Raw genomic sequence first — 14,045 nt, forward strand, 5'->3', positions numbered from 1 at the left:
CAATACAATTTATTCTCAACAAATATTAGCGTTCATCGGAACTTGTCCAGAGAAGATTTCTCTATCAAAGTACATGAACCCGTTTTAAAACCGAATATTTGACAACTAATGTATGCATAAACTGGAAAGAAGACAATTCATTTGGCAATCCAAGATGAAGTTTTGAAAAATCAAAACAAAAACCTTTCATATTCCTTATATTAACATATAATATTATGGAAATCCAAATTAAAAGGATATATGAGCCCCCGTCACCCCTTGATGGGTATAGGGTTTTAATTGATCGGATTTGGCCCAGAGGAGTAAAGAAAAATGGCGCCAAATTGGATGAATGGAACAAGGATATCGCTCCTTCAACTGAATTGAGAAAATGGTTCGGACATATACCCGAAAGATTTGATGAGTTCTCCCTTAGGTATCAAACAGAATTAGATAGTCAAAAAAACGACCTTTTAAGATTAGGAAACATTGCGCAAAAATAAAACCTTTGCCTTCTCTATAGTGCCAGGGATCCCCTACACAACCAAGCGATAGTCTTAAGGAACTTTTTATCCAAATTGACCAATGGATAATTTAAGCATTCCTGGGACGTGACTGGAAACACAAGGGTATAAATTAGCGTGTTTATTGTTCTGAGCCTCCTTTTCTACGAATGTATATTATCTTTATGACTATATCATAACATGGTGACTGAAAACCCCAAAGACTGGTAATCATCTAAACAAAAACGGACATGATAGAAAAAACAAAAGTATTGATAGCTGGACTTGGTGCAATTGGAGGATATTTTGGTTGCAAGCTCTGTGCCTCCAACCCAAATGATGGAAGTCTGTCAATAGAATTCTTAGTGAGGGAAAAATCAGTTTCCTTTGTTCAGGAACAAGGTTTGATGGTAAGAGATGGAGGATTGGAGATTACCGGTAAACCTGATGATGTGTTCCACGATGCAAGGGGAAAGGGAACCTACGATTATATATTGATCTGCACCAAGACCCCAGACTTATTGGGCATTTTGGATTGCATTTCGCAATCCGTGGGCGAGCGTACTGTTATCATACCCCTGATGAACGGGGTTCAATCGGTCTTGCAAATCAAGGAAAGGTTCCCCTCTGCCCTGGTATGTTACGGATGTACAAACATAGTCGTGAGGAAGGTGGGGGACGGTGCTGTGGAAAAATTTTCAGAATTTGAAAAACTGCATTTTGGGATACCCAGCCAGATGGACGATCGCCTTACATATTTTTACCAGTTGTTACGTTCAGCTGGGATTGATGCTGGACTTACAGAAGAGATTGAACCTGTGATCTGGACCAAATTTCTCTTTATTTCTTCGGCTGCCGCATCGACATGTTACTTTAACGCCACATTTGGACAGATTAGAAGTAACCGGGATTTTTTCGATACGTTTCTAGCGCTCCTGGACGAAGGTATTGATTTGGCTTTAAAAATGAACGTGAGACTAAATCTAGGAACCAAGGAAAATATCATTGGTATGCTGATGGCGACACCTATTGACGCCACCACTTCCCTTCATTCGGATTTACAGGATAACAACCCTAGGAACGAAATGGAAGAGCTTATAGGTTTCTTCGAGGCTAAATCAAAAGAGATGGGAATTGGAATGCCTTACCACCAAATGGTTTATGAAAGTCTCAAAAAGAAATAAAGTTGGACACTGAAGACCTCCAACCAAACCCAAATGCCAGTCCTACCTTGATCGGACCATCTATTTTGGACCATGCCCATACCTTGACAATTGTGCTCTGAATGCCTAACACCGTACTCATATCCATCTTTCGAGGTCTATCTATTTTTTGTTCTTTTTGAGGAAATGAGATTTAGAAATTGAAGATTTAACACCTATTTCCCCGATTATCCACCATAATTTTATAGTTCAACCCATTGGTATTACTTTAAAAGATAATACCAAAACCATTTTCTTTCCACAAAAACAGGGTTATTGTAAAATTTTTGTACAACAGGACAGTACATGACACCCAACATTGATTATAAGGTTATATTTGGTTAACCAGAATTGTATCGATTCTCATAAATCTAAACAAACCGCTATAACAATTAATATGAACCGTTTTAGGCAATTTATTTTGTTCTCTTTAATCTTAGTCCTATCCAGTTGTACGCACAAGCCAACCATGGAGCCAGTGAAGATCCAAAAAGATTCCCGCATCGTCCTAATTGGAAACAATTTGGGTTCAAGGATGATGGAATATGGTGATTTTGACACCGAACTTCAAACAAGATTCCCTGACTATAATTTATTTATCCGAAATATCTGTAGCCCCGGCAATACCCCTGGCTTTAGACCCCACCCTTCCAGGAACTCCCCTTGGGCATTCCCGGGAGCGGAAAAGTTCAATCCTGAATTTGATATCAATACAGGCAGTGAAGGACATTTCCCTACGGAAGATGAATGGTTGATAGAATTGAAACCTGATGTGATCCTTGGTTTCTTCGGCTATAATGAATCCTTCCGAGGACCTGAAGGCATTGAGGACTTCAAGGGCGAAATAGCAGCGTTTATTGACCATACCAACAGCCAAGATTACAATGGTGGTAAGGGCACTACCCTAGTGCTGATCTCCCCTATTGCTTTTGAGGATTTGACCGATACATATGACCTACCAGACGGAAAAGAATTCAACAAAAACATCCAGCTCTATGCGGATGCGATGGAACAGGTGGCGAAAGACAAGAAAGTCCCTTTCCTTGATGTTTTTGACATCAGCCAAAAATGGTATGATCAGAGCTCTGATTATCTGACCATCGATGGTTCACAGCTTTCGGAAAAAGCCTATGGAAAATTCGCTGATTACTTGGTGACCAGCATATTCGGCAAAGGCGAAGGAAAGGCTTCATTCCATAAAGATGAAATCAAAAAAGCGGTTTTAGAAAAAGACTGGATCTGGACTCAGGACTTCAAGATCCCAAATGGCGTGCATGCATACGGCCGTCGCTTTAATCCGTTTGGTCCAGAGAATTATCCTTTTGAAATCAAGAAACTCCGCGAAATGGGCTATATCCGTGATACTGCAATCTGGAAAGCCGCAGAGGGTGAATCCTATGATTTGGCAGCGATGGATAAAAACACCCTAAAGCTACCTGAAGTAAAAACGAATTATGACTTTGGACAAGATCCAAATTCTAAATACCTGTATGGAGAAGAAGCATTATCCAAATTCCATACGGCACCCGGTTATAAGATTGATCTATATGCTTCGGAAAAGGAATTCCCAGATTTGGCAAACCCAGTTCAGATATCCTTTGATTCCAAAGGTAGGCTTTGGGTAGCCACCATGCCTAGCTATCCACATTATAAAGCTGGTGATGGAAAACCAAATGACAAGATCATTATCCTAGAGGATACCGATGGCGATGGCAAAGCTGATAAACAATCCATCTTTGCAGACCATTTACATCTTCCGATTGGTTTTGAATTTGCTCCAGAAGGGGTTTATCTATCCCAAGGAAAGAATTTGGTTCTATTGAAAGACACCGACAATGATGGCAAAGCAGACCATAAAGAGGTTATTTTAAGCGGATTTGATGATCATGATACCCATCATGCCCACAGTGCCTATAGCATGGATCCTTCAGGGGCGATTTTCATGGCAGAGGGTGTATTCCTACATACCAATGTAGAGACTTCCTATGGACCAGTTCGCGGTGTCAATGGCGGATTTTACAGATATGCTCCGCAAACCAAGAAATTGGAGCGTGTGGCACAGGTTTCCATTCCTAATCCATGGGGAATTGCTACGGATGAATGGGGACAAACCATCTATCTGGAAACTTCTGGACCAGATGTGAGATGGATGCTTCCCGGAAGTATCAAACCGAGATATGGGGAATCCAACGACAAGTCCTTTTCTTTAGTGGACGAAAATCATCGTGTGCGTCCTACTTCAGGACTGGAGTTTATTTCATCAAGCCATTTCCCTGATTCAGTTCAAGGCGATTACCTATTGAACAATACCATCGGCTTCTTAGGAGGCAAGCAACATACCTTTGTAGATGATGGAACCGGCTATAAATCTAAGCACAGGCAGGATCTTTTTTGGTCCGATGACAAGAACTTTCGTCCTGTTGATGCAGAGATTGCCCCAGATGGTTCGTTGTACATCGTTGACTGGCACAATATGCTGATTGGACATATGCAGCACAACGCACGCGATCCACTTCGTGACCATGTACATGGCCGAATCTATAGGATTACCTATCCGTCTAGACCGTTGGTAAAACCAGCGAAGATAGATGGTGCATCCATTGATGAATTGCTGGAGAACCTAAAACTCCCTGAAATCAGGACCCGTTATAGAACGCGTACGGAACTGAGAATGCGAGATAATGATGAAGTGGCCAAGAAAGCAACCGCTTGGGCTGAGAAATTGGATACTAAAGACCCGAAATACCTGCACAACCTATTGGAAGCGATGTGGGCGACTTGGGGGGCAAATAAGATCAATGCAGACCTAGTCCAAAAATTATTGGAATCTAACGACTATCATGCTCGAGCTGCAGCAATCCACGCCATTCGCTATAATACCGATAAGATCAAGAATTATAAAGATTTGATGGCCAAGGCAACAAAAGATGAAAGTGGTCGTGTTAAATTAGAGTTGATTGCAGCAGCATCATGGCTGAAACCAAGTGAAGGTATTGACTTGATGAATGGGATTGACAGTACAAGCCTTGATCAGTGGAACAAACCAGCATACTTGACATCCGTTGCGCATCTGAACAACAAATCGGTGAAGGAGAAATCGGAAACCAGTAAAACGGCAACGAAATTGACTGGCCCTGCCTTAGAGCAATACAGACGAGGCGCTGTGATCTATGCGAAAGAAGGCTTCTGTGTTACCTGCCACCAACCGAACGGCAAAGGATTGGATGCCTCTGGCTTCCCGCCGTTGAATGCGAGCAAATGGGTCACTGGAAGTGAAGATCGATTGATCAAATTAACCTTGAATGGTCTATTGGGACCAATTGAGGTCAATGGCAAGAAGTATCCAGGTCAGGTACCGATGACTCCATTTGGAATGATGCTGAACGACCAAGAGATTGCAGACGTACTGACTTATGTCAGGAATTCATTTACCAATGAGGCAAATCCAATCTCTGCAGCTAAGGTAAAGGAAATCCGGGAGTCCATTAAAGATAAAAAGGGCTTCTATTCGCCAGAAGATCTATTAAAAGAACATCCATTAGAAAACTAAGATTAATTGTAAAAAGATATATAAAGAATGAACAAAATAGGATTTAACATTTTACCATGGACTGCAGGAGTTACCGAAAAGGCATTCCCCATTTTAGATCGATTAAAGAAAATAGGTTATGATGGTGTTGAAGTCTTTATAGGATCTCCCGATGAAGAAGAATATAGGGCATTGGCAAAACATGCCCATGACCTAGGTTTGGAAGTCAACGCGGTAACTACACTTGGCGAAAATGAAAGTCCCATCTCGACAGACACGGCAAGTCGAAGTCGAGGATTAGATAGAATAAAGTGGGCAATTGACCGAGCACATGATTTGGGTTCGACGATTTTATGCGGACCCTTTCATTCTGCTCATGGTTATTTTTCCAGGGCGGCACCTACAGACCAGGAATACCATTGGGCAGCAGAAACCTTGCGCGCAGCCGGCGACCATGCCCAGCAGGCTGGAATAACCCTTACGCCTGAAGCTGTCAATCGATTTGAAAACTATCTGGCAAGCTGTATCGATCATTTAGCTTATTTGATCGACCTGACCGACCATCCGCATGTAAAGGGAATGTATGACACCCACCACGCCAATATTGAGGAAAAAAGTATGCGAAATTCTATCCAGAAAATTGCTCCAGTTTTGGCGCATGTCCATATCAGCGAAAATGACCGTGGTACTCCTGGAAGAGGATTGGTGCATTGGGATGAGGTTTTTCAAACCCTTAATGAGGTCAATTATTCTGGCTGGTACACGATTGAGGCCTTCTCAAGAGCGGATCCGGATTTTGCGAACGCCATCAATGTATGGCGAGAATACTCCGATCCATGGGAGATTGCAGAACATGGATATCATTTTATCAAAAATAATCTAGTGAATTTTGAGAAAAAATAAGTTATCTTGTTGATTGATTTAAAATCAACACAAAATAATTTAACCACAAATAAACCACATTATGAGTAAACAAGTTAACCCTAGTGCCTTGTTTTTAGGAAGCTGTCTAGCCCTAATCACTACAGGTCTTACCTTTTCAATTCGTGCTGGGATATTACCTCAGCTAGGTCAAAGCTTCAATTTATCTGCCGAACAACTGGGATTTATCAATTCCATGTGGTTTCTCGGCTTCCCGATCTCCATGATCTTGGGAGGAATTTTCTATTACAAAATTGGCCCTAGCAATATTATGCGCTTTGCATTCGTTTCCCATACCCTTGGGATATTGTTGACCATCTTTGCGACTGGTTATTCGACCTTATTGATTTCAACTTTATTTATCGGTTTAGGAAATGGCTGTACCGAAGCGGCTTGTAATCCTTTGATTGCCGATCTATATTCGGGCAAGAAAATGGATAAGATGCTGAACAGGTTCCATATGTGGTTCCCCGGTGGTATCGTATTGGGAAGTTTGATTTCCTTGGTCATGACTAAAATGGGTGCAACTTGGCAAACTCAGATGTGGATCATTATGATCCCAACAATTTTATATGCGATCATCTTTTACGGAAAAGCATTCCCTAAACCAAAAGAAGAAAGTGCAACCTCTCTTTCCAATAATTTCAAGGCCATGTTCTCGCTTACCTTTATCTTCTTGTTCTGCTGTATGGCATTAACGGCTATCTCTGAATTTGGACCACAACAATGGGTAGGAATCATTATGGCAAATAGTGGTGCCAGTCCTATGTTGGTATTAGCCTTGGTTACAGGTCTAATGGCAGTAGGCAGATTCTTTGCTGGACCAGTTGTCAAAGCTTTAGGCCAAACCGGTGTATTACTGGGCGGAGCCATCTTTGCCACCATTGGTGTTTACCTATTCTCTGTTGCAACAGGAGGAATGGTCTACGTAGCAGCCATATTATTTGCGATTGGGGTATGTTACTTCTGGCCTACCATGATTGCCACAACAGCACAGCGCGTACCATTGAGCGGTGCCATCGGCATGTCCGTGATCGGTGGTGTAGGAATGTTCTCGACTTCCATCTTCCAACCAATAATCGGTCGTTGGATTGATAGTTCTAAAGCTGCTGTACAACAATCAGGAGAAGTGATAGAAAATTTAGATTTATTAGTAGGTCAGGTGACCCTTGCTAAATTGGCTATCTTCCCAGGTATTTTAATTGTCTTGTTCTTGTTCTTCCATTTCTGGCAAAAGAGAGCCTACAAAGGTCAGCACGAAACCGAAGAAGGGACCTCAAATGCACAGGTAGAGACTATATAACTCGAAAACATTCATAAGAAATAATGACACATCAACTCAGAACCACCTCTATTCTTTCATTTTGGACCAATAAACTCCTGTTGATAGCCTTTCTATCCTTCAGTTTTGGCCTAAGCAATTGTATTGCCCAGCAAAATAATTGGTTACACTTTACCCCTGAAAAGGCGCAAGCCAAAGGCAAGAAAGTGGTGCTGATTTCTGGAGATGAAGAATACCGTTCTGAGGAAAGCTTACCCATGCTGGCGAAAATCCTAACTCAAAAGCATGGGTTTGAAACTTTCGTTCTCTTTGCCATAAACCCAGAGACGAAACAGATTGACCCTGAATACCAAAAGAACATCCCCGGACTTGAAAACCTGCAGAATGCAGATTTAATGATCATAGCAAGTCGGTTCAGAGAATTGCCAGATGAACAGATGAAACATGTTGACAATTTCCTTAAAGCTGGAAAACCAGTTATCGGATTACGTACAGCAACCCATGCATTCAACTTCCCGAAAGAATCTAAAAGTGCATATAAGCATTATGGATTCAGTAATCAAGAAGGAGATTGGAAAGGTGGATTTGGTGGATTTATTTTAGGGGAAACCTGGATCAATCACCATGGAGACCATGGCACAGAAGGCTCTTTAGGTTTGATGAATGGTCTACAGATCAATGCCAAAAACCCTATCCTTTTGGGTGTTGAGGACATTTGGGTGCCTTCAGATGTGTATGGGATCAAAAACAGCTTAAAGAATTCAGAAATCCTGGTTTTCGGTCAACCGACCTTGGGAATGACCGCAGAAAGCCCTATCAATAGAAAGAAATCAATTATGCCGGTTGCTTGGACCAAGGATTACCAAATCCCTGGTGGTAAAAAAGGTAAAGTTTTCACCACGACCATGGGATCTTCCATTGACCTATTGGACAAGAACCTAAGAAGGCTGATCGTGAATGCCTCTTACTGGGCGGTTGGTTTGGAAAATGAAATCAAAGCGGATTCCAATGTGGATCCTGTAGGAGAATTCAAACCTATTATGTTTGGTTTCGGAACCCATGTGAAAGGGAAATATCCTAAGGATTACCTATAGTAGCAGGATTATTAACCCAATAATTTTTCAGTTTCCAGGTATTTCATAATGATTTGCGTAGCTCCAGATCGCTGTTGGACATAGTTTTTGGCAGCAATACTGGCCTGCACCAGCTTTTCACTTATACACAAGGCATTATAGACATCTTGCAATTCCTGTTCATTGGAAATGGAGAAACCAGCTCCTATTTCCATCAGGTCGATGGCCTCCTGAAACTTCTCATACTTCGGACCAAATATCACGGGCATCCCATAGGTTGCTGCTTCCAACGTATTGTGTATACCGGCACCAAAGCCTCCTCCAATATAGGCCATACGGCCATAATGGTACAAAGAAGAAAGCATTCCAATATTATCAATGATCAATTGCCTAGAAGCAGCAATTTGCTGATCGGTATAGGTATTGAATTTTGAGAACAGCAATGCATGCGGAAAGAGCTTCAACATGGCATCGATATGGTCTTTATGGATTTCATGTGGCGCAATAATCGCCTTCAAATCCTTATTGTTTTCAACCAACACTTTTAACAGGGCTTCATCTGCTGGCCAAGTACTTCCTGCGACTAAAATATCCTCGGTCCCGGCGAAAGTTTGTGCTTCAGGGATCAGTTTATGTTCTTTCGGCAATTCCACGACCCTATCGAAGCGTGTATCTCCCGCCAAGCCTGCCTTCGTAATCCCAATCCATTTCAGCATATTCACACTTTCGGTATTCTGCGTAAAGAAATAGGAAACCTTCTTGAGAATTGAGCGGAAGAAGCCCCCATATTGTTTGAAGAAAACTTGGTTTTCCCTAAAAATCGCCGAGATCATCAATAACCTGATCTTTCTTTTATCGAGTTCCTTGAAGTAATGGTACCAGTATTCATACTTGGTAAAGATGGCCAACTTCGGGTTGATGATATCGATAAATCGACGCGCATTGCTAGCGGTATCTGCTGGAAGATAAAACACATGATCGGCTAAAGGACTGTTTTTTCTGATCTCATATCCGGATGGGGAAAAAAATGTTACAATAATTTTTTCCTTAGGATGGCGACTTTTTATTTGCTCCATAACTGACCTACCTTGCTCAAATTCGCCTAATGAAGCAAAGTGAAACCAAATGTATTGCTGCCCTTTTTCAACCGATTGTTCTATATGCTGCACCAGTCCATCACGACCATCAACAAGCAACTTGGCTTTCGCATTGAACAATGCGAATACGCGAAGCAGCAAGCCGTAAATTAAAATCCCTAGGTCGTAAAGAAAACGCATCATGTTAAAATATTACTTATCTTCGTCAAAGATATTTAAACCTTTTCAAATTCACTATTGTGCAAGAAAACAAGCGCAAACGAATATTAATAACCGGAGCAGCTGGATTCTTAGGATCTCATCTTTGCGACCATTTTATTGATCAAGGCTTTCATGTCATCGGAATGGACAATCTCGTGACAGGAGATCTTCAGAACATTGAACATCTTTTTCATCTTTCCAATTTCGAATTTTACCATCATGATGTCTCCAAGTTTGTCCATGTACCCGGAGAGTTACATTATATCTTACATTTTGCCTCGCCGGCAAGTCCCATTGATTATTTAAAGATCCCTATCCAGACCCTCAAAGTAGGTTCTTTGGGCACACATAACCTTCTGGGATTGGCGAAGAGCAAAAATGCGCGGATCTTGGTTGCATCGACTTCTGAGGTCTATGGGGATCCTTTGGTCTCTCCGCAGAATGAAGAATACTGGGGAAATGTAAATCCAGTTGGCCCAAGAGGCGTTTACGACGAAGCCAAGCGTTTCCAGGAAGCCATGACCATGGCTTATCATAATTTCCATGGGATGGAAACTCGCATTGCACGGATCTTTAACACCTTTGGCCCGCGAATGAGGCTGGAAGATGGTCGGGCATTACCGACTTTTATCTCCCAAGCTTTACAGGACAAGGATGTAACCGTTTTTGGAGATGGAAAACAGACAAGGTCCTTTATTTACGTTTCAGATCAGGTAGAAGGGATCTGCAAACTGCTTTTCAGCGATTACCATTTACCGATCAACATCGGTAATCCAGATGAGATGACCTTGATCGACATGGCGAACGAAATCATCCAATTGACCAACAGTAAGTCGAAAATAATCTATGAGCCTTTACCGATTGATGACCCTAAGAAAAGACGCCCCGATATCAGCAAGGCTAGGGAGATTCTGCAGTGGGAGCCAAAAATCGGAAGAAAAGAAGGTCTTGAGAAAACAATTGAATACTATAGAACATTATTTTAAGAACACCCAACTATATAATTATAAATAAAATGAGCAAAATACTTGTCACCGGCGGAACCGGATTCATTGGATCACATACCGTAGTAGAATTGCATAATGCTGGATATACACCTGTTCTAGTTGATAACCTTTCCAATTCCAATATCAAGATCTTGGACCAGATTGAAAAAATCATTGGCGTAAAACCAGAATTCCATCAATTTGACCTATGTGATACCGATAAAGTAAACGAATTTGTCAAAGCAAATCCTGATATCACGGGTATTATTCATTTTGCAGCTTCCAAAGCAGTTGGTGAATCTGTTCAGAACCCATTAAAATACTATCATAACAACTTCTTCTCCTTAATCAATTTACTAGAAGCTTACCGTGAGAAACCGATCAATTTCGTTTTCTCATCAAGCTGTACCGTTTATGGAGAACCAGATACCCTTCCAGTAACGGAAAATGCTCCAGTAAAGAAAGCTACTTCTCCTTATGGAAACACCAAACAGATCGCAGAGGAAATATTAGAGGAAACGGCTAAAGCAGCTTCAAACTATCAATTTGTTGCTTTGCGCTACTTCAATCCAGTAGGTGCCCATAGTTCGGCACTGATCGGTGAATTACCAATTGGTGTTCCGCAAAACTTATTACCTTTCATTACGCAAACTGCCATCGGCAAGAGAGAGAAACTGACCGTATTTGGCGATGACTATGAGACTCCAGATGGTTCAGCAGTTCGTGACTACATCCATGTTGTGGATCTAGCGAAAGCGCATGTTGCTGCCATTAAATTACTGGAAAAAGGAAATCCTAATGGCAATTACGATGTTTTCAATATCGGAACAGGTAATGGCTATTCGGTATTAGAAGCCATCAAAGCTTTCGAAAAAGCATCCGGACAACCATTGAACTTCGAGGTTGGCCCACGTCGTGAAGGTGATATCATCAAAGTTTGGGGCGATGTAACTAAATCAACAAAAGAATTGGGTTGGAAAGCCGAGCTAGGAATAGACGAAATGATGTCATCAGCTTGGGAATGGGAAAAATATTTGAAAGATAATCCGATTAGGTAGGAAGGGATTTGAGATATGAGATGGGAGATATTAAATTTGATATCTGTACATCTCATATCTATCCTTTAAAAAAGATAATTTTTTGACACACTTTCTATCTCAATACTCATATCTCAAATCTCATATCTACCCCCATAAAAAGGCGGGCTTTTGTTAAACAAAACCCGCCTTTTTATGGGGTAATGCTACTTACCTTCTTCTTTGACCCTTTGGAAAATTTTAGGGTTGAATTTGAAGGATGGTGTCATCAAGTATAATAAGATGATTCTGGAATAGCGGTTGTTGAATGGCGCCATGATCAAGGTGACTGCTAGGGCAACGATGACATATAACCAAGGGCTTTCCAAATTACCGGATAGGAAATAGGTCAATACACAGGCTGTTACCAATTCAGCAACGCTAAGGGCATAACTGACATACATGGCAACATAGAAATAGCCGGGTTCTTTTTCAAATTTCAACTCACATGCTGGACATCTTTCCAACATTCTCTTAGATTTAAAACTCAAAAGAGGTGCTGCGAACATATTACCGGTTCTGCATCTCGGGCATTTACCATCTATTGCACTCTTTAATTCCGAAGGTATGGTATATTTTGTTTCCATATTGATATTTATGTCCATTGTGATTTTCTGAATTCTTCGGGGGTCTTACCCTCTACTTTTTTAAAAAATTTTGTAAAATATGAATTATCATTAAAACTCAATTCATAGGCCACCTGTGAGATGGTCCAGTCTGGCAAGATCAGCAATCGCTTGGCCTCCAACATGATCCTGTTTCGGATCACTTCCCCCGCTTGGGTCCCCAGGTATTCCTTACATACCGAATTGAGGTGGTTTGGAGTGACAAATAATAACTCCGCATATTCCTTTGGCAAATGCAGCTCTTTAAAATTCTGGTCGACCAGGGAAATAAAGTTCTTGATCAACACCAGATGATAGTCGATGCTCTTCGCCGGGAAATTGGGGATATATGCCTGGTCAAACCGCAGCAGAATATAAAGAAGTAAAGAACGCTTTAGATCTTTTGCTACAGGTAGACTGCTCAGTTCGATCAATTGATCGAATAAGCGGGAAATTTCGCGGACCTGATATTCTTCTAGTGTGAAAACACCTTCATTCAAGGAAGAAAACAAGTCTAGATTCTCCACATAATCAGGTTGGATCAAAAGGGACTTGAAATAGTCGATATCGAAATTGACGATATAGCCAGTCATTTTCCCTTCAAACATCCAGGAGTGCACTTGTCCTGGTCCCATGAAATATACCTGACCACGCTCGATGGGGTATTGTTTGAAATCAATCTCATGCATCCCCTCTCCTGAAAGGAATAACAACATTTGGTAGAAATTGTGTCGATGTGGAAAAACCAGGTTATTGTTCTTACCTAGGTAAACCTCCAGACGGTCTGCCAAAAAGTTTTTATCCTCCTTGTAGGATACTGTACATTGCTCTAAAACAGGTATCTTGGCCATACGATACAAAGGTAACCAATAACTACCATGAATAATGGTATAAAAACAGCCATCAATGGTGTTATTTACTTATTGGATTTATTTACCCCTTATAATCGGGGATAATTAATACCATTGCCTAAATTGAGAATGGTATTATTTGTAATATTATTTATCTTTATTTATGTCATTACACAAGGATCAGGAGCTCAAGGAAGCGGTACTCAATTTACCGGCAAAGGAAAAGGACAAGTTATTGGTCAGGTTAATCAATAAGGACAAGATGCTTTTGAAGCAATTGCACTATGAGCTCTTAGAGGATGAGGCCGATTTGGAGGATCGGATTTTCGATCTGAAGAATGCGTTGGAATCTTTGTTTGATGTGAATAGCAATAAGGTCAAAAACCTGCCCATGTATTCCAATTACAAAGGCCTGAACAGCAGCTTGCGCCAAGCGAGCGGCATGATCAATGAGCATGAGAAGATCACTAAGGATAAGTTTTCCGTGGTGGAATGTAGGCTCTTGATCTTACAGGAGGCCTTTGACCGGTATCCCTCCCTATTTGGTCCATCCGCATTATCTCCTGCATTCAAACTGCATAGCTATGTGGGTGCGAGGATCAAAAATGCCGTAAAAATATATGGCAATCTTCATGAGGATCTACAATTTGACTTGAAAGACCAAATGGAATATGTGCTTGAATTTGCTGAACAGCATAAGCTCGATCAGAGCTTATAGGTTGATATCCATTCCTATTACC

Annotated in this window: 12 protein-coding genes; 9 read left to right on the forward strand and 3 right to left on the reverse strand. The window is 41.2% G+C overall.

Annotation, left to right across the window (positions count from 1 at the left end; translation table 11 throughout):
- The first annotated feature begins 215 nt into the window (after positions 1–215).
- The 6 genes from CKW03_RS18230 (at position 216) to CKW03_RS18255 (ending at position 8,510) form a co-directional block, all read left to right on the forward strand.
- A complete protein-coding gene (locus CKW03_RS18230; RefSeq protein ID WP_169919023.1) occupies positions 216–482 on the forward strand; it encodes a DUF488 domain-containing protein in 267 nt (88 codons plus the stop codon).
- 251 nt (positions 483–733) lie between these two features.
- On the forward strand, positions 734–1,666 hold the full coding sequence (locus CKW03_RS18235) for a ketopantoate reductase family protein (RefSeq protein ID WP_093099294.1): 933 nt from the start codon (positions 734–736) through the stop codon (positions 1,664–1,666).
- A gap of 415 nt (positions 1,667–2,081) precedes the next feature.
- Positions 2,082–5,234 carry a PVC-type heme-binding CxxCH protein gene (locus CKW03_RS18240; RefSeq protein WP_093099295.1) on the forward strand — a complete coding sequence of 1,051 codons (3,153 nt, stop codon included), beginning with the start codon at positions 2,082–2,084 and terminating at the stop codon, positions 5,232–5,234.
- Between the two features lie 27 nt (positions 5,235–5,261).
- Entirely contained in the window at positions 5,262–6,116 is an 855-nt protein-coding gene (locus CKW03_RS18245) for a sugar phosphate isomerase/epimerase family protein (RefSeq protein ID WP_093099297.1), read from the forward strand.
- A 61-nt stretch (positions 6,117–6,177) separates the two neighbouring features.
- The gene (locus CKW03_RS18250; protein ID WP_093099298.1) at positions 6,178–7,437 is read left to right on the forward strand and encodes an MFS transporter; all 1,260 of its coding nucleotides are present in this window, start codon (positions 6,178–6,180) and stop codon (positions 7,435–7,437) included.
- 23 nt (positions 7,438–7,460) lie between these two features.
- Positions 7,461–8,510: a ThuA domain-containing protein gene (locus tag CKW03_RS18255; RefSeq protein WP_093099300.1), complete on the forward strand. Its 1,050-nt coding sequence runs from the start codon at positions 7,461–7,463 to the stop codon at positions 8,508–8,510.
- 11 nt (positions 8,511–8,521) lie between these two features.
- Here the strand turns inward: CKW03_RS18255 and CKW03_RS18260 are convergent, their stop codons facing one another.
- Entirely contained in the window at positions 8,522–9,769 is a 1,248-nt protein-coding gene (locus CKW03_RS18260) for a 3-deoxy-D-manno-octulosonic acid transferase (protein ID WP_307724188.1), read from the reverse strand.
- 56 nt (positions 9,770–9,825) lie between these two features.
- Here CKW03_RS18260 and CKW03_RS18265 point away from each other — a divergent pair, with 56 nt between their 5' ends.
- Entirely contained in the window at positions 9,826–10,773 is a 948-nt protein-coding gene (locus CKW03_RS18265; protein WP_093099301.1) for a UDP-glucuronic acid decarboxylase family protein, read from the forward strand.
- A gap of 29 nt (positions 10,774–10,802) precedes the next feature.
- Complete coding sequence (gene galE, locus CKW03_RS18270; RefSeq protein ID WP_093099303.1) at positions 10,803–11,831, forward strand: UDP-glucose 4-epimerase GalE; 1,029 nt, start codon at positions 10,803–10,805, stop codon at positions 11,829–11,831.
- Between the two features lie 185 nt (positions 11,832–12,016).
- Here the strand turns inward: galE and CKW03_RS18275 are convergent, their stop codons facing one another.
- Both CKW03_RS18275 and CKW03_RS18280 read right to left on the reverse strand, forming a co-directional pair.
- Positions 12,017–12,436, reverse strand: a complete 420-nt coding sequence (locus tag CKW03_RS18275; RefSeq protein ID WP_093099686.1) for a DUF983 domain-containing protein — start codon at positions 12,434–12,436, stop codon at positions 12,017–12,019.
- 8 nt (positions 12,437–12,444) lie between these two features.
- Positions 12,445–13,305 carry a helix-turn-helix domain-containing protein gene (locus CKW03_RS18280; RefSeq protein ID WP_093099304.1) on the reverse strand — a complete coding sequence of 287 codons (861 nt, stop codon included), beginning with the start codon at positions 13,303–13,305 and terminating at the stop codon, positions 12,445–12,447.
- Between the two features lie 163 nt (positions 13,306–13,468).
- Here CKW03_RS18280 and CKW03_RS18285 point away from each other — a divergent pair, with 163 nt between their 5' ends.
- On the forward strand, positions 13,469–14,023 hold the full coding sequence (locus tag CKW03_RS18285; protein WP_093099306.1) for a hypothetical protein: 555 nt from the start codon (positions 13,469–13,471) through the stop codon (positions 14,021–14,023).
- Positions 14,024–14,045 lie beyond the last annotated feature (22 nt).

The organism is Sphingobacterium mizutaii (genome assembly GCF_900187125.1).
In the GTDB taxonomy this organism is placed as follows: domain Bacteria; phylum Bacteroidota; class Bacteroidia; order Sphingobacteriales; family Sphingobacteriaceae; genus Sphingobacterium; species Sphingobacterium mizutaii.